At 32.9% G+C, this 25,374-nt stretch carries 18 protein-coding genes and 1 tRNA gene; 11 read left to right on the forward strand and 8 right to left on the reverse strand.

All coding sequences use genetic code 11. The features are described 5' to 3' along the window. The 4 genes from AC1EUV_RS13180 to AC1EUV_RS13195 are packed head-to-tail and all read left to right on the forward strand — an operon-like array spanning window position 1 to window position 4,956. The gene (locus AC1EUV_RS13180) at window positions 1-1,998 is read left to right on the forward strand and encodes a urocanate hydratase (RefSeq protein ID WP_480199188.1); all 1,998 of its coding nucleotides are present in this window, start codon (window positions 1-3) and stop codon (window positions 1,996-1,998) included. After that, window positions 1,998-3,236 (forward strand): imidazolonepropionase, encoded by a 1,239-nt coding sequence (hutI, locus tag AC1EUV_RS13185; RefSeq protein ID WP_480199189.1) that lies wholly within the window; start codon window positions 1,998-2,000, stop codon window positions 3,234-3,236. Before AC1EUV_RS13180 ends, hutI begins: the two co-directional genes overlap by 1 nt. Beyond that, on the forward strand, window positions 3,229-4,227 hold the full coding sequence (hutG, locus tag AC1EUV_RS13190; RefSeq protein ID WP_480199190.1) for a formimidoylglutamase: 999 nt from the start codon (window positions 3,229-3,231) through the stop codon (window positions 4,225-4,227). The genes hutI and hutG overlap by 8 nt, the downstream gene beginning before the upstream one ends. A gap of 51 nt (window positions 4,228-4,278) precedes the next feature. Then, the gene (locus tag AC1EUV_RS13195; protein ID WP_480199191.1) at window positions 4,279-4,956 is read left to right on the forward strand and encodes a hypothetical protein; all 678 of its coding nucleotides are present in this window, start codon (window positions 4,279-4,281) and stop codon (window positions 4,954-4,956) included. A gap of 45 nt (window positions 4,957-5,001) precedes the next feature. Here AC1EUV_RS13195 and AC1EUV_RS13200 read toward each other — a convergent pair. Further along, window positions 5,002-5,075: transfer RNA gene (locus tag AC1EUV_RS13200), tRNA-Asn, on the reverse strand. A 177-nt stretch (window positions 5,076-5,252) separates the two neighbouring features. Between AC1EUV_RS13200 and AC1EUV_RS13205 the strand changes: the two genes are divergently transcribed. Both AC1EUV_RS13205 and odhB read left to right on the forward strand, forming a co-directional pair. Further along, window positions 5,253-7,979: a 2-oxoglutarate dehydrogenase E1 component gene (locus AC1EUV_RS13205; RefSeq protein WP_480199192.1), complete on the forward strand. Its 2,727-nt coding sequence runs from the start codon at window positions 5,253-5,255 to the stop codon at window positions 7,977-7,979. A gap of 19 nt (window positions 7,980-7,998) precedes the next feature. Next, window positions 7,999-9,213 carry a 2-oxoglutarate dehydrogenase complex dihydrolipoyllysine-residue succinyltransferase gene (gene odhB, locus AC1EUV_RS13210; RefSeq protein ID WP_480199193.1) on the forward strand — a complete coding sequence of 405 codons (1,215 nt, stop codon included), beginning with the start codon at window positions 7,999-8,001 and terminating at the stop codon, window positions 9,211-9,213. A gap of 104 nt (window positions 9,214-9,317) precedes the next feature. Here odhB and AC1EUV_RS13215 read toward each other — a convergent pair whose 3' ends face one another. The 3 genes from AC1EUV_RS13215 to AC1EUV_RS13225 form a co-directional block, all read right to left on the reverse strand. Further along, complete coding sequence (locus AC1EUV_RS13215) at window positions 9,318-9,722, reverse strand: hypothetical protein (RefSeq protein ID WP_480199194.1); 405 nt, start codon at window positions 9,720-9,722, stop codon at window positions 9,318-9,320. 61 nt (window positions 9,723-9,783) lie between these two features. Continuing rightward, the gene (locus tag AC1EUV_RS13220) at window positions 9,784-10,716 is read right to left on the reverse strand and encodes a pyridoxal-phosphate dependent enzyme (protein ID WP_480199295.1); all 933 of its coding nucleotides are present in this window, start codon (window positions 10,714-10,716) and stop codon (window positions 9,784-9,786) included. Continuing rightward, window positions 10,706-11,326, reverse strand: a complete 621-nt coding sequence (locus AC1EUV_RS13225; protein WP_480199195.1) for a DUF1684 domain-containing protein — start codon at window positions 11,324-11,326, stop codon at window positions 10,706-10,708. Before AC1EUV_RS13225 ends, AC1EUV_RS13220 begins: the two co-directional genes overlap by 11 nt. Before the next feature lie 246 nt (window positions 11,327-11,572). Here AC1EUV_RS13225 and AC1EUV_RS13230 point away from each other — a divergent pair, with 246 nt between their 5' ends. Then, window positions 11,573-12,802 (forward strand): MDR family MFS transporter, encoded by a 1,230-nt coding sequence (locus tag AC1EUV_RS13230; RefSeq protein WP_480199196.1) that lies wholly within the window; start codon window positions 11,573-11,575, stop codon window positions 12,800-12,802. Here AC1EUV_RS13230 and AC1EUV_RS13235 read toward each other — a convergent pair whose 3' ends face one another. After that, window positions 12,803-14,170, reverse strand: a complete 1,368-nt coding sequence (locus tag AC1EUV_RS13235) for a TPR end-of-group domain-containing protein (protein WP_480199197.1) — start codon at window positions 14,168-14,170, stop codon at window positions 12,803-12,805. 94 nt (window positions 14,171-14,264) lie between these two features. After that, window positions 14,265-14,711, reverse strand: coding sequence for an Lrp/AsnC family transcriptional regulator (locus AC1EUV_RS13240; RefSeq protein WP_480199198.1), 447 nt, complete (start codon window positions 14,709-14,711; stop codon window positions 14,265-14,267). Between the two features lie 120 nt (window positions 14,712-14,831). On the opposite strand from AC1EUV_RS13240, the gene AC1EUV_RS13245 reads away from it, so the two are divergent. Further along, window positions 14,832-15,218 carry a hypothetical protein gene (locus tag AC1EUV_RS13245; protein ID WP_480199199.1) on the forward strand — a complete coding sequence of 129 codons (387 nt, stop codon included), beginning with the start codon at window positions 14,832-14,834 and terminating at the stop codon, window positions 15,216-15,218. Between the two features lie 18 nt (window positions 15,219-15,236). Here the strand turns inward: AC1EUV_RS13245 and AC1EUV_RS13250 are convergent, their stop codons facing one another. Continuing rightward, the gene (locus tag AC1EUV_RS13250) at window positions 15,237-18,650 is read right to left on the reverse strand and encodes a methylmalonyl-CoA mutase family protein (RefSeq protein ID WP_480199200.1); all 3,414 of its coding nucleotides are present in this window, start codon (window positions 18,648-18,650) and stop codon (window positions 15,237-15,239) included. 45 nt (window positions 18,651-18,695) lie between these two features. Beyond that, window positions 18,696-19,040, reverse strand: a complete 345-nt coding sequence (locus AC1EUV_RS13255; RefSeq protein ID WP_480199201.1) for a hypothetical protein — start codon at window positions 19,038-19,040, stop codon at window positions 18,696-18,698. Between the two features lie 211 nt (window positions 19,041-19,251). Between AC1EUV_RS13255 and AC1EUV_RS13260 the strand changes: the two genes are divergently transcribed. The 3 genes from AC1EUV_RS13260 to AC1EUV_RS13270 all read left to right on the forward strand — a co-directional run bounded on the left by AC1EUV_RS13260 (window position 19,252) and on the right by AC1EUV_RS13270 (window position 25,356). After that, window positions 19,252-20,733, forward strand: a complete 1,482-nt coding sequence (locus tag AC1EUV_RS13260) for a helix-turn-helix domain-containing protein (protein ID WP_480199202.1) — start codon at window positions 19,252-19,254, stop codon at window positions 20,731-20,733. Window positions 20,734-20,945: 212 nt separating this feature from the next. Then, a complete protein-coding gene (locus AC1EUV_RS13265; RefSeq protein WP_480199203.1) occupies window positions 20,946-23,951 on the forward strand; it encodes a SusC/RagA family TonB-linked outer membrane protein in 3,006 nt (1,001 codons plus the stop codon). Between the two features lie 10 nt (window positions 23,952-23,961). Beyond that, window positions 23,962-25,356, forward strand: a complete 1,395-nt coding sequence (locus AC1EUV_RS13270) for a RagB/SusD family nutrient uptake outer membrane protein (protein WP_480199204.1) — start codon at window positions 23,962-23,964, stop codon at window positions 25,354-25,356. The last annotated feature ends 18 nt before the right edge of the window (window positions 25,357-25,374 follow it).

Here is a 25,374-nt window from a genome sequence, read left to right on the forward strand (position 1 = left end):
ATGACATTTAGAGATCAAATACAGCAAGGTATACCGACGGAGCTTCCTGCTAAGAGAATATATCCAAAAGGTGTAAATAGAGCACCAAAGCGAAAAGATATTTTATCTAAAGAAGAAAAACAATTGGCAATTCGTAATGCTTTACGCTACTTTCCTAAAGCTTGGCATCAAGAACTGGCAAAAGAATTTGCAGAAGAGTTACAAGATTATGGTCGCATTTATATGTATCGGTTTAAGCCAGAGTATAAAATGTATGCAAGGCCAATAGGAGAATATCCAGCAGCGTCAAAACAAGCAGCATCTATTATGTTGATGATTCATAATAATTTAGATCCCGTCGTTGCACAACATCCAGAAGAATTAATCACCTATGGCGGTAATGGTGCTGTATTTCAAAATTGGGCACAGTATTTAATTACAATGCAGTATTTATCTCTAATGACAGATGAACAAACGTTGCATATGTATTCAGGTCATCCAATGGGTTTGTTTCCATCCTCTAAAAATGCACCACGGGTTGTTGTAACTAACGGTATGATGATTCCTAATTATTCAAAACCAGACGATTGGGAAAAATTCAATGCACTTGGAGTTACACAGTATGGTCAAATGACAGCAGGTTCATTCATGTATATAGGTCCACAAGGAATTGTACATGGAACAACAATTACTGTAATGAACGCTTTTAGAAAAGTATTAAAAAAAGGAGAAACACCAGCAGGTAAAATATTTCTAACTGCAGGTTTAGGGGGTATGAGTGGCGCGCAACCAAAAGCAGGAAATATTGCAGGTTGTATTACCATTGCTGCAGAAGTAAATTCAAAAGCTGCTACAAAAAGGCATGAACAAGGGTGGGTAGACGTACTTATTGATAATATTGATGACCTAGTTATTCGTGTGCAAGAAGCACAAGCTAAAGATGAGGTAGTTTCTATTGCTTTTATTGGTAATGTTGTCGATGTTTGGGAAAGATTTGATAAAGAAAATATTTTTATTCATTTAGGGTCAGATCAAACTTCGTTACATATTCCTTGGACAGGAGGTTACTATCCGGTTGGTATTTCTTATGACGAGTCAAATAGATTGATTCGAAAAGAACCAGAAGTATTTAGAGATAAAGTGCAAGAAACTTTACGTAGACATGCTGCGTCTATAAATAAGCATACATCAAAAGGAACATACTTTTTTGATTATGGCAATGCTTTCTTATTGGAAGCTTCACGTGCTGGAGCAGATGTAATGGCAGAAAATCAAATTGATTTTAAATATCCTTCTTATGTGCAAGATATTTTAGGTCCTATGTGTTTCGATTATGGATTTGGTCCTTTTCGCTGGGTATGCACTTCAGGAAAGCCAGAAGATTTAGATAGTACAGATCAAATTGCTGCAGAAGTTTTACAAGATATTATGGAAAAATCTCCAGAAGAAATTCAATTGCAAATGCAGGATAATATAACCTGGATTAAAGACGCCAAGAAAAATAAAATGGTAGTGGGCTCTCAAGCACGGATTTTGTATGCTGATGCTGAAGGGCGTGCTAAAATAGCAAGAGCTTTCAATGACGCTGTTGCTGAAGGCAAAATAGGGCCAGTTGTTTTAGGTAGAGACCATCACGATGTGAGCGGAACAGACTCACCTTATAGAGAAACATCTAATATTTATGATGGGAGTAAATTTACAACAGATATGGCAATTCACAATGTAATTGGAGATAGCTTTAGAGGTGCTACTTGGGTATCAATTCACAATGGTGGTGGAGTAGGATGGGGAGAAGTTATAAATGGAGGTTTTGGTATGTTGTTAGATGGAACTCCAGAAGCAGAAGAGCGTTTAAAATCTATGTTGTTTTATGATGTAAATAATGGAATTGCACGTAGAAGTTGGGCAAGAAACGATGAAGCTCTTTTTGCAATTAAAAGAGAAATGGAGCGTACTCCAAATTTAAAAGTTACAATCCCTAATTTAGTGGAAGATAATTTATTAAAAGATTTGTTTTAATGGTTACGTTATTTAAAAATATAAAAGAGCTTATACAAGTCAGAACAGAACCAATTTCATTTGTTTCCGGGAAAGATATGAATGAATTACCAACTATTAAAAACGCTTTTTTGGTAATAGAGAATGATTTAATCTCTGATTTTGGAAGTATGGAAAATTGTCCAGCTTCTAAGTTTGATTTAATAGTTGATGTAACTGGTAAAATGATTCTACCCTCTTGGTGTGATTCACATACACATATTGTATATGCTGGTAATCGCGAAGGTGAATTTGTAGATAGAATTAATGGATTATCATATGAAGAAATTGCAAAAAATGGGGGAGGAATTTTAAACTCTGCAAAGAAACTTCAAGAAACATCCGAAGAAGATTTATATCAACAAAGTAAAGCACGTTTAGAAGAAGTGATGCGATTGGGTACTGGCGCTGTAGAGATTAAGTCAGGTTATGGTCTGAGCAAAGATGCTGAGCTTAAAATGCTTCGTGTGATTCGACGCTTAAAAGAAAACTACTCTATAGAAATAAAGGCAACTTTTTTAGGAGCGCATGCTGTTCCTAAAGAATATAAAAATGATAAGAAGGGATATTTAAAAATGCTTGTAAATGATATAATGCCTGTTATCGCCAAAGAAAATTTAGCAGAATACGTAGACATTTTTTGTGAGACAGGTTATTTCTCTGTAGCCGATACTGAATTTATTCTTCAATCTGGTAAAGAATACGGACTAATACCTAAAATACATGTGAATCAATTTACAGCTATAGGTGGTGTGCAGGCTGGAGTAAAATACAAAGCACTTTCAGTTGATCATTTAGAAGAAATGCGTGATGAAGATATTGATGCTTTAAAAGATACTTCTACGATGCCTGTTGCATTGCCAAGTTGTTCTTATTTTTTGAGTATTCCTTATACTCCCGCTCGTAAAATGATCGATGCGGGTTTGCCATTAGCTTTGGCTACAGACTATAATCCAGGATCAACCCCTTCTGGAAATATGAATTTTGTAGTTGCCACTGCATGTATTAAGATGAAAATGACACCAGAAGAAGCGATCAATGCAGCAACTATTAATGGGGCGTATGCTATAGGTTTAGAAAATAAAGTAGGTTCTATTACTAGAGGTAAACAAGCAAATTTAATAGTGACTAAACCAATCAATTCTTATGGGTTTATTCCTTATTCTTTTGGGAATGATCAAATCGAAAAAGTTTATTTAAAAGGAAAAGAAGTTGTCTAAAAGCAAATTAAATGTTGATTATCAGCCGGCTCAACGTTTGTATTGGACGGGAAGAAAATCAAATCCAGATATAGGTAAACAATATTGGTATCAAGAAATAGATTTATTAGATATTGCAGAGTTTGAAGCAGAATCGATAAAGAATAAAATTGATATAGCTTTAGTTGGTTATGTGTGTGATGAGGGTGTACGTAGAAACTTGGGTAGAGTTGGTGCTCAACAAGGTCCAAGAGTTCTTAGAGAAAGATTAGCAAAGTTACCCATTCATTTTGATGGAAAAAGAGTTGTTGATTTTGGAGATATTATTTGTCTTGAAGAAAGTATGGAAGATTGTCAAAAAGAGTTTTCTAATTTGATAGAGCTTCTTGTAAAGAAAGACACATTCCCAATTGCTATAGGAGGAGGCCACGATCTGGCTTATGGACATTTTATGGGTTTGAGAGACGCTATAAAGAATACTGCAAAAAGTAAAATAGGAATTATAAATTTTGATGCGCATTTTGATCTGCGCCCTATTGAAGGTAAACCAAATTCTGGCACTCCGTTTAACCAGATAATTTCTGAGCTCAAAAAGACAGATGAAAGAGTTGATTATTTTGCAATTGGTATTCAACGTCAATCAAATATAAAACAGCTTTTCGATATAGCAGAACAAGAGAATGTTCAATTTGCTGTTAATTATGACTGTGAATCTTCTAGTACTGAACTACAAGCTTTAAAAGATAAATTAGACCCTTTTATTGATAGGAATGATCATTTATACATTACAATAGATATGGATGGATTTTCTTCCGCTTATGCGCCAGGGGTGAGCGCTCCATCACCTCTCGGTTTTACACCATATTTTGTGTTTAAAATGCTAAAGTATCTATTTGGAACAAGTAAAGTAATATCATGTGATATTGCAGAACTCAACCCTACATTAGATCGTGATAATCTTACAGCAAACTTGGCAGCAAAGATTATTGACTTTATAGTTATGAATAAATAACTTCAAGTTAATAGATTATTTGTGTTTATATTGTAATGCAATTCATTATGTATGGATACAGAATTTCTAAGAGGTGCAGTAAAGTATAGTGAATTAATAGCAGCTATATTCGCCACTGTTTACTATTATAAGTTTAGATCAAAGCATATTAAATATTTTGTAATTATGCTTTGGTATATAGTCATAATTGAGTGGGGTATACATTTTTTAAAGATGTTTAAAATAAGAACATTGTTTTTTTATAAAGATAATCCTGATGAAGCTTATAATTTATGGCTTTACAACCAGCTAATATTTGTCATGACTATCACCTTTTATTATTTGTATTATAAAGTGATTAACTCAATTTTGTTTAAGAGAATAATAAAACTGTTTAGCTCAATTTATGTTATTAGCTTTATAATAAATTATTTGTTTTTTCAGAGTTTTATTTGGGAATCTACAACTATACCTAAAGTAATAGGCTATGCTTTTATTATAGTCTGTTGTATATTTTATTTAATGGAAATTTTAAGGTCAGAAAAAATACTGTCTTACAAGAGGTCATTAATGTTTTGGATTACTAGTGGAGCCATTTTATATTTTTCTGGAGTAACTCCATTTATTCTTAAAAAAAATACATACATGCTGATAGATGGAGTGCACTGGCTATATAATATAAATACCTTTTTAGCAGTGTTAATGTATTTATTAATTGCCTTTGGGTTTTACTATAGTAGGCGAGAATAAGAAAACGAAAAGAGCTACACTTTCGTACAGCTCTTTTAATTTTTGCTCCCCCTCTTGGGCTCGAACCAAGGACCCTCTGATTAACAGTCAGATGCTCTAACCAACTGAGCTAAGGAGGAAGTTAGCAAAACCATTTTTCGTTTTGCGTGTGCAAATATAAATGTTTTTAAACTTTTCACAAGCTTAAAGAATCTTTTTTTAATATTTTTTTGATAAACATTTTACGCTTATTTAGAGAGAGATATTATTCCAAATAATTGTACTTTTGTTATAATTAAATAACCAGAATTGTTTCAATGGATAGGTTTTCATTTTTAAATGCTGCTCATACAGGTTTTATATCAGATTTATACGATAAATATTTGACCAATCCTGATTCGGTTGAACCTAGTTGGCGTAGTTTTTTTCAAGGATATGATTTAGCTAATTCTAATTATTCCCTTAACGGTGAAGACTCGATTGATGTTGAAGTTCCTGAGCATGTTCATAAAGAGTTTAAAGTTATTGAGCTTATCAATGGATATAGATCTAGAGGACACTTGTTTACTAGAACAAATCCAGTTCGTGAACGTAGAAAATATGAACCAACACTGGCAATTGAAAACTTCGGACTAACCTCTGATGATTTAGATATTGTATTTGGCGCTGGTGATGTTTTAGGTATTGGCAGTGCTACACTTACAGAAATTGTAAAACATTTAGAAGCTGTTTATTGTGACTCTATAGGTATAGAGTACATGTATATTCGTAAGCCCGAAGAAATTAAATGGTGGCAGAATGCATTACATAAAAATAATAATCATCCTGATTTTGATACCGAAAAGAAAAAGTATATCCTGTCAAAGTTAAATCAAGCGGTAACATTCGAACAGTTTTTACAAACGAAGTTTGTAGGGCAAAAGCGTTTTTCACTTGAAGGTGGCGAGGCGTTAATTCCTGCCATTAGTAATGTGCTTTATAAAGCTGTGAATGACTTTCAGCTTGAAGAGTGTGTGTTAGGTATGGCACATAGAGGTCGTTTAAGTACATTGATCAATGTATTTAGAAAACCCGTACGCGACCTATTCAGCGAGTTTGAAGGAAAAGATTTTGAAGATGATAGTATCGATGGCGATGTAAAATACCATTTAGGTTTAACATTAAATAAGACTTACCAGAATGGTAAACAAATAAAAATGAATTTATGCCCGAATCCTTCTCATTTAGAAACAGTTGATGCTGTTGTAGAAGGAATCACAAGGGCAAAGATTGATAGAAAATATGAGGGAGATTCATCTAAAATATTACCAATATTAGTTCACGGCGATGCTGCAATTGCTGGTCAAGGTATTGTTTATGAGGTGATTCAGATGGCACAGTTAAATGGTTATAAAACTGGTGGTACTGTACATATAGTTGTAAATAATCAGATAGGTTTTACCACTAATTACTTAGATGCAAGATCAAGTACCTATTGCACAGATGTAGCCAAGGTAACCTTATCTCCGGTGTTACACGTAAATGCGGATGATGCTGAGTCAGTGGTGCATGCTATAGAAATGGCTTTGGAGTTTAGAATGCGATTTAAACGTGATGTTTTTATCGATTTACTCGGATACCGTAAATATGGTCATAACGAAGGTGATGAGCCTCGTTTTACACAGCCAAATTTATATAAAGCAATTGCAAAGCATAAGAACCCAAGAGATATTTATGCAGAGCAGTTGATTCAACAAGGTATTATTGACGAGGATTATAAAAAGAAAATCATTGCCGATTTTAAAGCAATGCTCGAAGCGGAATATGAAAAATCTAAAGAAGATCAAACTTCTAAAGTTGTTCCGTTTATGGAAAGTACTTGGAAAGGATACTCTCGCCAAGGAGTAGAAGCTATGCTTTCTAAAACTGACACGAAATATTCTGATAAGAAATTAAAAGATATTGCAAAAGTTGTTTCAACTGTTCCAGACGGGGTTAAATTTTTACGTAAAGCCGAACGTATTTTGGCTGATAGAGCTAAAATGATTGAAAATAATGTGATAGATTGGGGAATGGGAGAAACTATGGCTTATGGTAGTTTACTAGAAGAAGGTTACAACATTCGTATTTCCGGTCAAGATGTTGAGCGTGGCACATTTAGTCATCGTCATGCTATCTTAAGAGATGAAATATCAGAAGAACGCATTAATTTATTAAATACAAACCCTGCTAATAAAGGAGAGATGTATATCTATAATTCTTTATTGTCAGAATATGGTGTCTTAGGATTTGATTATGGATACGCTATGGCTAATCCTGATACATTAACAATTTGGGAAGCGCAATTCGGAGATTTTTCTAATGGGGCTCAAATAATGTTCGATCAATATATTTCTGCGGCCGAAGATAAATGGAAAATGCAAAATGGTATTGTTATTTTGCTTCCACATGGTTACGAAGGACAAGGTTCAGAACATTCTTCTGCACGTATGGAACGTTATTTACAATTATGCGCTATAGATAATATGACAGTTGCAGATTGTACAACACCAGCAAATTTTTATCATTTGTTACGTCGTCAAATGAAACGAAAATTTAGAAAACCATTAATTGTTTTTACACCTAAAAGTTTGCTAAGACATCCTAAGGCTGTATCTACTATGAATGATTTTTCTAAAGGAGAATTTCAAGAAGTGATAGATGATACTGTTAATCCTGATAAAGTAAAAAAACTGGTATTCTGTACAGGTAAATTTTATTATGATTTATTAGCTGAACGCGAAAAGTTAAATAGAGAAGATATTGCATTGGTACGTATTGAGCAGTTATTTCCGTTACATACAGAGAAATTACGGCAGATTATAGATAAGTATAAGAATGTGAAAGATTACGTTTGGGCGCAAGAAGAGCCACAAAATATGGGTGCCTGGAGCTATATGTTACAACGATTTAATTTAGTTAAATTGAACGTAGCTTCTAGACCATTTTATGCTGTGCCAGCTGCTGGTTCTAGCGCTAGATTTAAGAGAAGACACCAACGAGTGATAGATCAAGTTTTTGAATAAAAGAATAAAATAATAAACGATGGTTTTAGAAATGAAAGTCCCTTCACCAGGGGAATCAATTACCGAAGTAGAAATAGCAACATGGCTGGTTGAAGATGGCGATTATGTTGAAAAAGATCAGGCTATTGCCGAAGTAGATTCAGACAAAGCTACTTTAGAATTACCAGCAGAAGAAAGCGGAATAATTACGCTGAAGGCGGAAGAAGGAGATGCTGTTGAAGTAGGCGCTGTAGTGTGTCTTATCGATACATCTGCTACTAAACCATCATCGAACGGTGCTCCTGCAAAAGAAGAGAAAAAAGAGGAAGCAACGAAAAAAGAAACTGCCCCAGCTGAGTCTAAAGCAACTACATATGCTACAGGAACTGCTTCACCAGCAGCAAAAAAGATTTTAGATGAAAAAGGGATAACTGCTAGCGGTGTAAAAGGAACAGGCAGAGATGGTAGAATTACTAAAGATGATGCTGTAAAAGCAACACCAAGTATGGGTACTCCAACTTCTGGTGGAGCTCGTGGCACTGAACGTAAAAAACTATCGATGTTACGTCGTAAAGTAGCTGAACGATTGGTGGCAGTAAAAAATGAAACTGCTATGTTAACTACATTTAACGAGGTTAACATGCAGCCGATATTTGATCTACGGAAAGAGTACAAAGAAGATTTTAAAGCAAGGCATGGTGTTAGCTTAGGCTTTATGAGTTTCTTTACAAAGGCTGTTGTAAGAGCCTTGCAATTGTATCCTGATGTGAATTCTATGATTGATGGGGATTTTAAAGTATCATATGATTTTCAAGATATATCAATTGCTGTTTCGGGCCCAAAAGGGTTAATGGTACCTGTAATTAGGAATGCTGAGAATTTAACCTTTAGAGGTGTTGAATCTGAGGTAAAGCGTTTAGCTATTAGAGCTCGTGAAGGCGAAATTACCATAGATGAGATGACAGGAGGTACATTTACAATTACAAATGGAGGCGTATTTGGTTCTATGTTATCTACACCAATTATCAATCCGCCTCAAAGTGCGATTTTAGGAATGCATAATATTGTAAATAGACCAATGGCTGTTGATGGACAAGTAGTGATTCAACCAGTAATGTATGTAGCATTGTCTTATGACCATAGAATTATAGATGGTCGAGAATCCGTAGGTTTCTTAGTTGCGGTTAAAGAAGCATTAGAAAACCCAGTTGAATTATTAATGAATAACGACCCTAAAAAGGCATTGGAAATGTAAAATAATGTCGCTTAGCACCGCCGTAGAGTAAATTATATCGAGAAGTTTAAATAATTTTAAAGCCGGTTTTTAAGCCATAGGTTTTTAATTAAACTTTAATTCGTCTAGCGAGTGAAAAGTAAAACATATTTATCGGGAGCTGTACCAGTTGAGGTAATAGTCTGATCGATTGTCAGACGCGTCGAAGATAATGAAAGTGCACCATATTCCTCATTATCTATTATTAAAAAATGCTCATTTCCAGAGCGCTCAACTCTATAATTATATTGCCCATCTTCAATACCTGTGGGGATACCCCCAACATTATTGGTAACAAAAAGCTCACTAGTTAGTTCATTAAATACCCAAGTAATTTGCCCGGAATCAATATCTGTATTTGATCCATTAATACCTCCTTGAATATTAATCAAATTCCAGGGCCCAACTTCTTGAGAGAGGTCTCCACCATTACTTTCAGTATCGCAGCTTAGCACAAATAAAATGGCAATAACTAATAAGGATTTTTTCATTATAAATATTTTTAATCAGATAAGATATTGTGGTAAAGGTTGCGTAATATATGCAATTAATCTAAAAAGGCAACTTCTTTACATCAACATTACCACCTGTTAAAATCAATCCAATCTTTTTACCTTTAAATTGAGTTTTGTTTTTTAAGATAGCTGCCAGTGTTACTGCAGAAGAGGGTTCTACAATTATTTTCATACGCTCCCAAATCAACTTCATAGCTTCAATGATTTCTTCTTCTGTTACACGAATAATTTCAGATACATAATTTTGAATAATTGCAAATGTAATATCACCTAAGTTGGTTTTTAATCCATCTGCTATGGTATTAATAGTCATATTTGATTCTATGCCACCACTTTCTAAAGAGCGATAGGCATCATCAACTTCAAATGGCTCAGCGCCAATAACTTTACAATTATTAGAGAATACTAATGTGCTTAAAGCGGTACCAGAAATTAAACCACCTCCGCCAACAGGAGCAATAATAATATCTAAATCAGGTTGCTCCTCTAATAATTCTTTTGCAGAAGAAGCATTACCTAAAATCACATTAAAATCATTAAATGGATGTACAAAAGTTGCACCAGTTTCATCTTGTATTTTTTGAGCGGTAGCTTTTCGAGATGTTATATTAGGTTCACATTCGGTAATAATTCCGCCATAACCTTTAACAGCTTCCTTTTTTACTTGCGGTGCATCACTTGGCATCACTATATAAGCTTTTATACTTAAATTTTTTGCTGCTAGCGATAACGCTTGAGCAAAATTACCAGAAGAATGTGTTACTACACCTTTTCTTTTTTGTTCTTTAGATAATTGTAAAACAATATTAGTTGCACCACGCATTTTAAAAGCACCCATTTTCTGAAAATTTTCGCATTTAAAAAAGAGCTCAGCTCCAGATAAAGTATTCAACTGTTGCGAAGTTAATATTGGAGTCTTATGTATGTAAGGTGCTAAACGATCAGCCGCAGCTAGAATATCATTTTTTATTTCCACTGGTTTCGTAATTTTTAATGCCAGCTTTTATGGCGATTGGTAATCGATTTTCTTTAGGTGGTATTGGGCAAGAGTATTTTGAATTATACACACAGTATGGGTTATAACTTAAATTAAAATCTATAGTTATTTTTCCATCCTTAGGTAAGTCAGGTTCTATATACCGACCGCCTCCATATGTTTCATCACCACTTGTTGCATCAGTAAATGGAATAAACAAAACATCGTAGAAGTTAGGTGAATCTTTATCTTTACTTTGGTAGATGTGTATTTTTACTTCTTTCCCACTAAGGGTAAAAGTTGCAGTACCATATGTAGTATATAAGGGTGTTCTATCGGTTGTAGTTTGCATTTCAAAAAGCCTAGGATTTTCATCCTTCTTAAAATTAGCTTCAACTTTATAAGACTTATCTATTTTAAAAAAATCAAGGCTTCTAAAGTCTTTAAAATTTTCTTCATTAAAAGGTGTTGTCTCCTTGTCAGAAAATCGCTTGTTCATATTATACTGATACTCTTTAACCATACCTTCATAAGCAGTTCCGCTATTCTTTTGGGCGCAAGACATTAAAGAAATGAATACCAGAAATAACATTAATTTTTTCATTCTTTAAAAATAGCAATTAATAAATAATGATTTCTAAAATTATTTTGTAGTTTTGAACCATCAAATAAGAAAAATGAAATTATATACAACAAATATCAATGTAAGATCACAGAAGTGTGTAAACGCACTCTGCTGGTGTTTTAATTTGTTGTAACTATAAAGAAATAAATAATAACAATACAAATTTAACCCAGCACTAAGCTGGGTTTTTTAGTTTTATATAACCAAACTTTATATCAATTAACTATGCAATTGATCAACTTTTTTAACGGAAAAATTATACAACCTTACCTAAATACGTTTAAGGGGTTGTCTAAAGAGGTATGGTGGTTAGCTTTAATAACATTAATTAATAGGGCCGGTACCATGGTCATTCCATTCCTGTCATTATACCTTACCAAAGATTTAGGTTTTAGTTTAGGGAAAGTTGGGTGGATAATGTCTGCTTTCGGTTTAGGGTCGGTAATAGGGTCTTGGGTTGGAGGTAAGTTGACAGACAAAATAGGATACTATAAGATAATGGTATTTAGCTTGCTTTCAACAGGATTTTTGTTTGTAGGCTTACAGTACTTAAAAACATTTGAATCTATTCTTTTAGGAATTTTCTTGGTTATGCTTGTAGCAGATATGTTTCGCCCGGCAATGTTTGTGGCTATGAGTGCTTATAGTAAGCCAGAAAATAAAACACGTTCGGTTACTTTAATACGTTTAGCAATAAACCTTGGGTTTTCTGCTGGACCTGCGGTTGGCGGATTGATTATTACATCTATAGGATATGATGGATTGTTTTGGATAGATGGGGTAACTTGTTTTCTGGCGGGGATTTTATTGTTGAATGTATTGAACCCTAAAAAGGCTAAAATACAGGATGAAATTAAAGTAGATAATCCAGTATCAGCATATAGTGATAAAGCATTTATATTGTTTTTAGTAGCGATGACATTGTTTGGTTTTATTTTCTTACAATATTTTTCGACTATGCCATTGTATTATAAAGATCAGTCAATGACGGAGTTCGAAATAGGACTGTTAATGGGTATGAACGGATTTATAATATTTCTCTTAGAAATGCCCTTTATTAAAAAATTAGAAGATGGTAAAAAATCTAAAGCTAATTTAATGATAGTTGGCGCAGTTTTAACAGGTGCAAGTTTTCTAATTCTAAACCTAAGTGGATGGGTTGGAGTATTAATTATTGGTATGCTATTAATGACCGTTGGAGAAATGATATTATTTCCATTTTCGAATTCTTTTGTAATGGATAGAGCAAAGATTGGTAATCAAGGAGAGTTTATGGCGCTGTATACCATATCATTTTCTATTTCACATGTATTTGCTCACAATGCAGGGATGCAATTGGTTGATAAAATTGGGTATGAATTTACTTGGTACTTAATGACGTTTCTTTCAATACTTTGTATTCTTACTTTATTGCGATTGAATAGTATTACTAAAAAGGAGGTGACAGTTAAATAGTTAACTTCTTATAAGTTTTTTAAACCTTTCATTGTTTTTTAACGATTGAAAGGTTTTTTGCTTCTTGATAATATCTATATTAGAATAACCTGTTTCGAGTAATTTTTCTAGATAATCTAAGGCTTTCGATTGATCGTTTATAGAAAGGTAATTTTCTATTTGTCTAAAATATGGGAAATGGTATTTTGGGTAGACTAAAATGCAAATATCAAAACAAAAAATTGCATCATCTTTACTTAGAGATTGATTATCTAAAGTAACTCTTTCTATTGCCATTGCAAAAATGTTGTAAAGCAACCGGGAGAGCATTTTGTTTTTATAATAATTAGCATTTCTTTGCTCTTTTTTGAACTTGTCAAGTTCAGCAACCCACCATTTTAAATTCTTTTTCTTCTTATCTAAATCATTTTCGAAACGTTCAGAGAAAAAATTCCTTAGTTTGATTTCTCTTTCGAAAATAGGTTTTAATTGTCTTTTGGTTTTTTGGAGGTTTTTATTGTTATTCAAAGAAATTAAACGATTTGAAACACTGTCTAAGTTATAGTAGCTATTAAAAGTTCTAATAATTCTTTCATATTCTTCTTTTGCATAAAGTAACTTATCATTATGTTCTAACTTCTTAGCTTTTTGATAATATTTATTAAATATTTTTTTTATTTGTATTTCATTCTTGTGACTTACACCATTTTTAATTGCTTCTATTCTTAACCAATCAAAAGCTTCCAAAATTTGATCTTGTGAAGGCCATCGATGATTCATTTCATAAACAAATAGTTCGTTAGGGGTTTTAAGTTTTGTAATATAATCTTTGGTTTTATAAAGCTCAAGTAGATTCATATCTTCATCCCCAATAATGGCAGCATACGAAAAATTTGGTGGACTTTGCATTAAATTAATATATGATGAGAACCCACCACCACATGCTATGACACCAGCAAATTGATTAGACACTGTAGCTATAGTCGAAGCTAAACGAGCACCACCGGAAAATCCTGCTGTATACATCAATTTTGAATTTATGTTAAATAAGGAGAATATTTTCACAAATAATCTATCGGCAATTTCAAAATTTTTATCCATAAGCCCATTTCTCGAGTTATTGGAGCAAACGAGAATATGACCGTACTTTTCCGAAGCTTTTATAAAAGGATTAATTCCTACTTTTCCTCGTGCCATTGGCTCATAAATAAAAACTATTGGTGAAGGCTCATTTTGATCAAAAGATTTCGGAAGATAAAGAGCAAATGTTTCTTTAGATGTAGTACTAACTTTTACTGAATCAATCAATACACCTTTCTGAAATATTTTATACTGAGCAATCGAGCTATTTAGAAAGCATAAGAGTATTATGAGTACTATTCTTTTCAAAAAAGAAGATAATAAAAAATACAATATATTAAATATTGATTTTCAACAGGGTACAGCAATGTTAAATCTATCTTAAAACTGAGAACAAAAGTAATTAGAAACTTAAAGGTTTAATTTCTTTTTGATGTATTACTTGAGATAACACAATTTGAGTTTTTGTTTCTCCATAAGAAATAAGTTGATCTATAAACGACTCTAAATGTTGCTGATCTTTTAAAACTACTTCCATAACAATATTTTCGTTACCAGTTACACGATAGCAGTTTACAACTTCATCATAAGATTTTACTTTTTTCAGAAATGGTTTTAGTTTGCCCATAAAAGCTTTTAATGTAATAATAGCTTTAAACTGATACCCTAATTCTTTCGGTGATACAATAGTTTTATAGCTTTCAATAATGCCTGTATCTTCTAGTTTCTTTATACGTTCTGATATAGCTGGTGAACTAATACCAATTTTTTTACTGATGGCAGTATTTGTTTGCTTTGCATCTTCTTGCAATAGTACAAGTATTTGTCGATTTATTTTGTCTAAAATCATTTTGAATTTACATGTGTAATCTTTAATAATTAAAGTAAAAATATACTTTTTATTTAATAGTAAAAGTATTATCTATTTGTTAGTATGTAATTTTGCTATGAAATAATGATTTAAATTAATATGTCGTCTCAATTCTTTGATTTGCCTATTTATAGAAAAGCTCTCGAAATTAGAACACTTTCGTTGAGTATATCTCATTATTTACAGGACGATTTAAGTAGATTAAAAGAGGATGGTTCTGAAGATGAAGATATTTATTTTTCTGGTGATATTGTGCAACAGTCTAGTGCATTAGGTCCAGAAATTTTAAATGCAGAAAAGAATAGATACCACTTTTATAGAAAAGATAAACATATCGATTCATTATATAGGTTAACTAATCTTTTATACAAAAACAGCAAGCGATTAGAGCGCTCAAGTAGTAATGCTAGAGATTATTTAAAGCTATTGCAACGAGAAATAAAAATCTTTAGCAGATTACAACGAAATTGGAGATTAACTCTTTAGCTTAAATTCAATAACCATCTACATATTTCTACGATACTGCCCACCTACTTCAAATAAAGCAGAAGTTATTTGACCCAATGAACAATATTTAGTTGCCTCCATTAATTCTTCAAAGATATTATTATTGTTAATAGCAGCTTGCTGAATGGTAACTAGCTGTTCTTTTACTTTACTTTCATCTCTTTGATGAAGATTCTCAAGAGTGATTATCTGAAACTGTTTTTCTTCTTCAGTTGCCCGGATAACTTCTTTTGGTTGAATAGTTGGTGAACCTTTAGAACTCAAAAAGGTATTTACACCTATTATTGGAAACTTTCCATTATGTTTTAAGGTTTCGTAATACAAACTTTCTTCTTGAATTTTAGAACGCTGATACATGGTTTCCATAGCGCCCAAAACACCGCCACGTTCTGTAATTCTATCGAACTCTAGCAAGACTGCTTCTTCAACCAAATCAGTCAATTCTTCGATAATGAATGCACCTTGAATTGGGTTTTCATTTTTTGCTAATCCTAATTCTTTATTGATAATTAACTGAATTGCCATTGCTCTACGAACAGATTCTTCTGTTGGGGTTGTAATAGCTTCATCATATGCGTTAGTATGTAATGAATTACAATTGTCGTAAATAGCATATAAGGCCTGTAAAGTTGTTCGGATATCGTTGAAATCAATTTCCTGAGCATGTAAAGAACGTCCAGAAGTTTGAATATGATATTTCAACATCTGGGCTCGAGCATTTGCTCCATATTTATGCTTTAAAGCTTTTGACCAAATTCTACGTGCTACACGACCAATAACGGCGTATTCAGGATCAATACCGTTTGAGAAAAAGAACGATAAATTAGGTCCAAACTTATTAATGTCCATTCCGCGAGAAAGATAATATTCGACGTAAGTGAAACCATTTGCCAATGTAAATGCTAATTGTGAGATTGGGTTCGCACCTGCTTCTGCAATATGATAACCTGAAATAGATACCGAGTAAAAATTACGAACCTGATTCTCAATAAAATATTCTTGTACATCCCCCATCAAACGAAGTGCAAATTCAGTTGAAAAAATACAAGTATTTTGCGCTTGATCCTCTTTTAAAATGTCAGCTTGTACCGTACCACGAACCTGAGCAATAGTTTTAGTTTTTATGTCATTATAAACATCGGCTGGCAAAACTTGATCACCAGTAACACCCAAGAGCATAAGACCTAAACCGTCATTTCCTTCAGGAATATCTCCATTGTATTTTGGACGATCTTTTCCTTTGTAGATGCTAGCAATTTTATTTTCTACTTCTTTTTTTAGTCCATTTTCTTTAATGTATAATTCACATTGCTGATCAATGGCAGCGTTCATAAAGAAACCAAGTAGCATAGGGGCAGGTCCATTAATTGTCATTGAAACTGAAGTCATGGCATCAGCTAGGTTGAACCCTGAATATAATTTTTTTGCATCATCTAAGCAGCAGATAGAAACTCCAGCATTACCAATTTTACCATAAATATCTGGTCTGTGATCAGGATCATTTCCGTAAAGGGTTACTGAATCGAAGGCAGTTGATAATCGTTTTGCAGGTAAACCTAAACTCACATAATGAAAGCGCCTGTTAGTACGTTCTGGTCCACCCTCGCCAGCAAACATACGTGTTGGATCTTCTCCAGTTCGTTTAAAAGGGTACAATCCTGAAGTATATGGAAATTCACCTGGTACATTTTCTTGCAAACTCCATCTTAAAATATCGCCCCAAGCGTGATATTTTGGTAAAGCTACTTTTGGTATTTGAGTATGCGATAGTGATTCGGTATGAGTTTTAATTTTAATTTCCTTATTTCGAACTTTGAATGAATAAATGGGTGCTTTATAACGATTTATTTTCTCATTCCAATTAGTTATAATTTCCCAATTGTAAGGATCTAAATTCATTTTTACCCGATCAAACTCCGCTACCAATAACTTTACAAAGCCTTTATTATCTTCATTTACAGAACCAATATCTATTCCAGATTTATCAAGACTTGGTGTTGAGCCTATTACAGATTCGATAGTCTTATATATTCCATATAATTTTTGAGCTACTTCAACTTGGTCATTAGCTTTTTTGTCATAAGCTCTGTTATTTTCCGAAATTTCAGATAAATACCGTGTACGAGCAGGAGGAATCACAAAAATCTTTTCGCTCATTTCTTTAGAAATCTCAAAAGTAGATTTGAGTTCAGCCTCAGTTTTCTCAATAATTTTGTCCATGATTGCTTTGTAAAGCGTATTCATTCCAGGATCGTTAAATTGAGAAGCAATTGTTCCAAAAACAGGCATTTCATCTTGTGGTGTATCCCAAAGATTGTGATTACGCATGTATTGCTTTTTCACATCACGTAAAGCATCCTTTGCACCTCTTTTATCAAATTTATTGATAGCCACCAGATCTGCAAAATCTAACATATCAATTTTTTCTAACTGGGTGGCTGCACCAAATTCAGGTGTCATTACATACAACGAAACATCACTATGTTCTAAAATTTCTGTATCAGACTGTCCAATTCCTGAAGTTTCTAAAATGATTAAATCATACTCTGCAGCTTTAAGCACTTCTACGGCCTCATTTACATATTTTGACAAGGCTAAATTTGATTGACGTGTAGCCAAACTACGCATGTACACTCTTGGTGAGTTGATTGCATTCATGCGGATTCTATCGCCTAAGAGTGCTCCGCCAGTCTTTCTTTTCGAAGGGTCAACAGAAATAATTCCAATTGCTTTTTTAGGAAAGTCAATTAAAAATCGTCTTACAAGTTCATCCACTAAAGAGGACTTTCCAGCTCCTCCCGTTCCAGTGATTCCGAGAACAGGTGTTTTAGAAGTTTTGTTTTTCATATGGATAGTCACTAAAGCATCCTTGGCAACCTCAGGAAAGTTTTCAGCTGAAGAAATAACTCTAGCTATAGATCTTGGATTCTTTTTTGGTAGCACTTCAGCTTCCCCGTTAAGGATATCACCAATTGCAAAATCTGATTGTTGTACTAAATCGTTAATCATTCCTTGCAAACCTAGCTCACGACCATCATCGGGCGAATAGATACGAGTAATTCCGTATTCCATTAATTCTTTGATTTCTTCTGGTAAAATTACGCCGCCTCCGCCACCAAAAATCTTTATATGCTCCGCACCTTTTTCTTTTAGTAGATCATGCATATATTTAAAATACTCGTTATGACCTCCTTGATAAGAAGTCATGGCAATAGCGTTTGCATCTTCTTGAATGGCAGTATTTACAACTTCTTCTACACTGCGATCATGCCCAAGATGAATAACTTCGACTCCAGTTGATTGAATAATGCGACGCATAATATTAATAGCGGCATCGTGCCCATCAAATAAGGAAGCTGCTGTTACAATTCGTACTTTATGTTTTGGTTTATAAGGTGCAATTTGCTCCATCAAAGAATAGTTTTTTGTGGTGCAAATTTACGTAAATATTGCAGATTATTTTAGATACTTAAGAAATGCCCAAAATTTACGATCTAGCAAATAGTTCGGATTTCCTTCGTGATGGTATGCTTCTTTTTCAAAACTAATACTATGGTAAGCTCTACTCCAATTACCAAACCTAATAAGGTGAAAAAGAAACTCGACAAAATACCAAATAAAGAAAAAAATTATTAATAGTTCAATTTGCTGTCGTAAGTGAATTTTCTCATGATTTATGAGAATATCATTATTTGATAGTGACCTGTTCTTTAAAAAAATAAAAGGATAAATAGCTAAACCGCTATAATTTTTAGGAATTAAAAATTTAGAAAATAATATCATAGCTTGTGGGTTGGTCATAAATTTACAATTTATTTTTTTTAAGTATTTATTATCTAATTTGTACACCTCGTATGGTTTAAATTCAACAGTAAGATATTATCGGGTTGTACTTTGTAAAAGCGTTTTAACAAATAGTTAACTTATTTATTGATTAATTTTAAAATGTAATTCAAATAATCTACCTTTTACAATGAAGTCTGAAAGAGTAATATTTTTACTATTATTTCTAATGTGTACTAATATATATGCATCTAATGGTACAAATACTCTTGCGGAAATTTTGAGCCAAAAAAAAGTGTTAGATAGCCTGTATTTCCCAAGGTCAGCTTCTGCATTTACCAAAAAATCTGCACAAGAAGTAATTAGCACTTATTTAGAATTAAAAGTTAAAGACATAAGCTTATCAAATGATGATCTTAAAAGATTGACAATAAGCTATGCAGTATTAAATGATACCTTAAAAACAAGTCAATATCTTACACAATTTATCAAAAATTCTCACAATATAGATATTTTAAATAGAGATGAATTAAAAAAATTCGAAGGATCTTATGTTTACCAACAAGTTATAGATAAATATAAGCCAACATTAAACGGCTGGATTATATTTTTCTTTGCTACTGGTTTATTGGGTATATATATAGCTGTTATTTTAAATTTAAGAAAGAAAGGTGATGTTATTGCCAATTTATTGATTAGCGGTTTTTTATTGATACACTCATTGTTTATGATTCATTTGAGTTTGTTTTTGTCAAAATATAACTTTAATGTCCCCCATACACTGTATGCATCCACTTCTTTTTCATTTTTATATGGACCTTTAATTTATTTTTATTTTAAGAGAATTTCTGAAGAGTACAAGTTTAAAATAATAGATATATTACATTTAGTACCAACTCTATTATTATTTTTATTCTTTGTTCCTATTTATCTAAAAACCGCGGATGAAAAATTACATCTTCTTTACAATAGAGATGAAATTTTGCATTCTATTTTGACTACACTAGTTATTCTAAAGGGTATTTCTTTAGTTGTCTATGGTTACCTAATATTTCGAGTTTTTTTTAAGTCGGTTAATAGCAAACATTTACAGATTCAGAAATGGAAGAGAAATATCTTAATTTTAAATTCTTCTTATGTTATAACATATGTAGTATACGGTATAGCACTTATTAATATTGTTATGATACAAAATTTAATATATCCACAAATATTTGTAATGTGCCTTATCGTACTTTATGTGGGTTATATTGCTTATGTACAACCTAAAGTTTTTAGTAAAAAGTATTTATTTGATATAGCTCAGCAGTTTAAATATCAAAAGTCAGGGTTAACAGAAGGTTTTTCAATGGACCTTAAAGAGCAATTATTGACATTATTAAATGATGATAAGGTTTATAGAATAAATGATCTTAATCTTGAAAAACTGTCTGAAATTTTAGGAACAACAAGACATAATATTTCTCAGGTTATAAACGAACATTTTAATATGAACTTTTTTAACTTGATAAATAAATATAGAATTGAAGAAGCAAAAAGAATATTTGAAAATGATTACCATAAAAATCTAAATATCATTGATGTCGCATATGATGTTGGATTTAATAATAAAGTAACATTTAACAAAGCTTTTAAAGAAGAAACCCAGACGACTCCTTCTCAATTTTTAAAACAGATACAACATTCTTCATTTGGCGTAAATCTGAGGTAAATCTTTTTCGGATAGGTTAATTATTATAAGATTTACCTACATTTTTCTAATTAGACATTTTATTTGATCTGTATTTGAATTAATTGGCAGGTTATTGTGAAACTGTATTTTTAAATTTCCACTAAACTTTGACTTCATTTAAAGGTATATTCATAGACCTGCCATTTTTTTTGAATTACACTAATTCAAATGTTTAATTTAAAAATTAATTTATGAAAGTTAAAAAACTTTTATTGTTGATGTTATATGTCTTTAGTATAACTTCAATAATTGCACAACAAAAAACTGTTTCAGGTACTGTTACTGATGGTGATAGCCCATTACCTGGTGTAAGTGTTGTTATTAAAGGAACACTCACTGGTACAGAAACAGATTTTGATGGAAAATATTCAATTAGTGCAAATGTAGGCGACATTCTACAGTTTAGTTTTGTTGGAATGACTACGCAAGAACGAACAGTTGGTGCGTCAGACACAATAGATATTGTGTTGCAAAGTGATAATTTGCTCGATGAAGTAGTCGTTGTTGGATATGGTCAACAAACTGAGAAAAAGATCATTCAAAATGTAGCCGTAATAAAAGAATCTGCTATTGAAAATTTAAGTGTCATTTCTCCTGATCAATTATTACAAGGACAAAGTTCTGGTACTCAGGTAGTAAATGCTTCAGGTGTTCTGGGATCGGCTGCTGTTATTAGAGTAAGAGGTGTAAATTCAATTAATGCTGGTAGTCAGCCACTAATAGTTATCGATGGTGTTCCATTAACGGATACTGACAACACGCTATTAAGAGGTGGAAATACAGGAATAAATCCTTTATCATATGTTAACGCGAATGATATTGCATCCTTAACAGTATTAAAAGACGCCGGAGCAACATCAATATACGGATCTAGAGGTGCTAATGGTGTAATTTTAATAACTACTAAAAAAGGTAAGAGAAATTCAAAAACGACCGTTACGCTTGATGTAAATACACAGTTCAATGAATCTACTGATGTTCCAGATATATTAACTGCAGATCAGTTTAGAGCATTTAAAGCTGAAGTTGCTTCCATTCAACAAGGAACTAATGTTACGCCAGAAAGTTTAGGTCTTGGGTCCATTGGTACTCCAGGGACTGATTGGCTGGGCGGTGTGCAAAGAACAGGAGTTGCTCAGAATTATAATCTTGGAATTAGAGGAGGTAGCGAAAATACTTCTTTTTACTTTGGAGCAGATTATCAAAATATAGAAGGTTTTATAATTGGGAATGATTTAGAAAAGGTATCCGCTAGAATTAATATTGATACACAGGCAACGGAGTGGTTAAAAGTTGGAATGAATTTAAGTGCTACAAATTCTACCTTAAATAGGGTAGGAATAGAGAATAATATTAATGCGCCTTTCACCACGGCTTTTTTACAAAGCCCTATTGTACCTGCTTTTGATGCTGATGGAAATTTTGTACAATCAGGCTCATTCATTCCAAATATTTTTGCCAGAGTGGCGCTAAATTCTGATGAATTAAAAACATTTAGATTGATTGGTAATGCCTTTGCAGAGTTTAAATTATATGAGGGTTTAACTTTTAAATCGGAAGTAGGCGTTGATAAATTAGAATTAGAAGAATTTGTAAGAAATGCAGAATTTAATACACCTGGTGGCTTAGCTCAACAGATTTTTATTTCTGAGGATAGATGGTTAACAAATCAAGTACTTAAATATAATACTGTAATAGCTGATCATCATAGTGTTTCACTTACGGCTGGTTTGAATTATGAAGAAACGCTGCGTACGAGATCTAATGTTCAAGGAACAGGTTTTTTAACAGATGACCTTCGGAATTTAGGTTCTGCTAATACGGTAACCGTACTTAATGGTGATCGTTTTCCAACAAGATTGTTTGGTTTATTTTCAAGATTATCTTATGACTATCAAGGGAAATATATACTCGAAGGCTCATTCAGACGCGATGGATCTTCTAGATTTGGTAAAAACAATAGATTTGGTAATTTTTGGTCGGTAGCTGCGGGTTGGGTTTTATCAGAAGAATCTTTTATTCAAAATTTAAATTTCTTTGACTACTTATCCTTAAGAGGAAGTTTAGGTACTGTTGGTAATGACAGAATAGGTACATTTCCATCTTTAGGATTATTTTCTGCAGGTGGTATTGGTGATTTTGGAGGGCAATCAGGCTTAATACCTAATCAACCAGAGAATCCTGATTTAAAATGGGAAGAAAGTGAGACTTTTGATATTGGTATTAAATCTACTTTTTTAAATGGAAGAATTGGTTTAAATATTAATTACTTTAAAAAAGTTACTAGTGATTTGTTATTAAATCAATTATTACCTCCTCAAACAGGTTTTGCAAGTATCAGAAGAAATATTGGTGAGATGCAAAATACAGGATGGGAGTTTGACCTAAATACAGTTAATGTTCGTACAGATGATTTCGAATGGAATACTAGCTTTAATATTTCCTTTATTGATAATAGAGTAAATAAATTGAATGCAGATGCAGCGACAGATGCACAAGGAAGAAGAATTATCGACGGAGCCATTCAAAGAGCGATTGAAGGAGAATCATTAAATAATTTCTTTTTGATAAGGTATGTTGGTGTAAATTCTCAAACTGGTGATGCAGAATGGTTAGATGTCAATGGAAATATTACTTTGAACCCAGGAAGTGGCGACAGAGTTGTTGTAGGAAGTCCTTTACCAGAATTTTCTGGAGGTATTACAAACACATTTAAGTATAAGAACTTTGATTTATCAGCCTTAATGAATTATTCTTATGGGAACGATATTGTCGTTGATGGCTTACGATTTGCAGATGGTAATGATGCGATTGGAGGTATTGTAAATATCAGAACTCAAAATCTGAATTTTTGGAGACAACCTGGTGATAATGCATTTTTACCAAATCCAACAAGCGTAACATTTAACAGATATAATCAACGATCGTCTGTGCAAATGCTTGATGGGTCTTATTTACGATTGAAAAATGTAACATTAGGGTATAATGTTCCGAAAAGTATTCTAGATAAAATAGGTGTTATATCGGGTATAAGATTCTACGCCTCTGCCACAAACCTGTTTACAATTAAAGGAGATGATCTTGATGGAATAGACCCAGAGGTAACGGATGATATTGACCCTTTATTTCAAGGTGAAACGTTTTTTACAGCACCTCAATCGAAATCATATTTAATAGGTGCAAGGTTAACTTTTTAAAATGAAAAAAATGAAAAAAATTCAAATAATAATATTATTCAGTATTCTAATTTTTTCTTCTTGTGAAGACCGATTAGATGTTTTACCTGAGGATAATGTGGCTTCTAGTACCGTATTTAATAGTAGAGCTACAATAGAAGGTGCCGTAGTAGGTATGTATAGTAAATTACAAAGTGGTGACTTAAACGGAATGTCACAGTTGATATCAGATTATATGTCTGATAATGTAAATTTTGTAGGTAGTTTTCCTGCACTGCAAGAAATTGATCAATTTGAAACATTAGCAACAAATGGATCTCTAGATAATATTTGGTTAGATGGTTACGAAGCCATTGCTGCCGCTAACAATATTATAATAAACTTACCAGCTGTTGATTTAGTATCGGTATCTGATGCCGAAAAAGCACAATTTATAGCGGAAGCTAAATTTGTTAGAGCATGGACGCACTTTCATTTAGTAAACTTATTTGCGCAACCCTATCAATTTTCTAATGGAAGTAATTTAGGAGTTCCATTAGTGCTTGATTTTTTTACTGGTGATATTGGAGGTTTTCAATTGGAAAGATCTACTGTGAATGAAGTTCATGCTCAGGTGGAACAAGATTTAACCGAAGCAATAGCTGATTTACCAACTACTAATGGTGTAAGAGCTAGAAAATCATCTGCTGAAGCCTTGCTGGCACGTTTGTATCTTTATAGAGAAGATTGGGCAAATGCCGCTAATTTTGCTAACACAGCTATAGCAGGAGGTAGTTTAGCATCAGCTTATGATTTTTATGATGATAATCCTTCATCACCTGAACATTTATTTGTAATCGTAAACACACCAACGGATGGGCCGCAAGAACCAACTGCGTCTGATGAAGTTTATGTTAATTTTTACAATGCTTCACCAGGAGGAAGGGGAGACGCTCCTTTTAGTCAAGATTTAATAGACTTATTTGCCTTAACACCTACTGATAAAAGATTTACTGATTTATCTGTAGCAGCTACCGATGCTGGAGGGAATAATACATTTTTCACTACTAAATATCCAGATATTGTTAATAATGCCTCAGATGGAATGGCTTTGAGAGTTACAGAAATGTATTTGATTAGAGCTGAAGCCAATTTAATAGGAGGTACCTCTGTCGGAGATACGCCTTTAAATGATATAAATGCCTTAAGAAATAGAGCAGGTTTAGCCAACTTAGGTTCGGTAGATTTAGCAGCGATATCATTAGAGAGAAGAAAAGAGTTATGTTTTGAAGGTCATAGAAGGATGGACTTATTAAGAAATAATTTGAATCTTAAACCTGGTGGTGGTGCTCAATCTGCACCCGGTGCTAATAAGGTAATATTTCCGATTCCAGATGATGAACTAACAAATAATCCTAATATTACACAGAATCCCGGTAATTTTTAAGAAATGATAAAAACCCTC

The organism is Maritimimonas sp. 2304DJ26-3, from assembly GCF_056591635.1.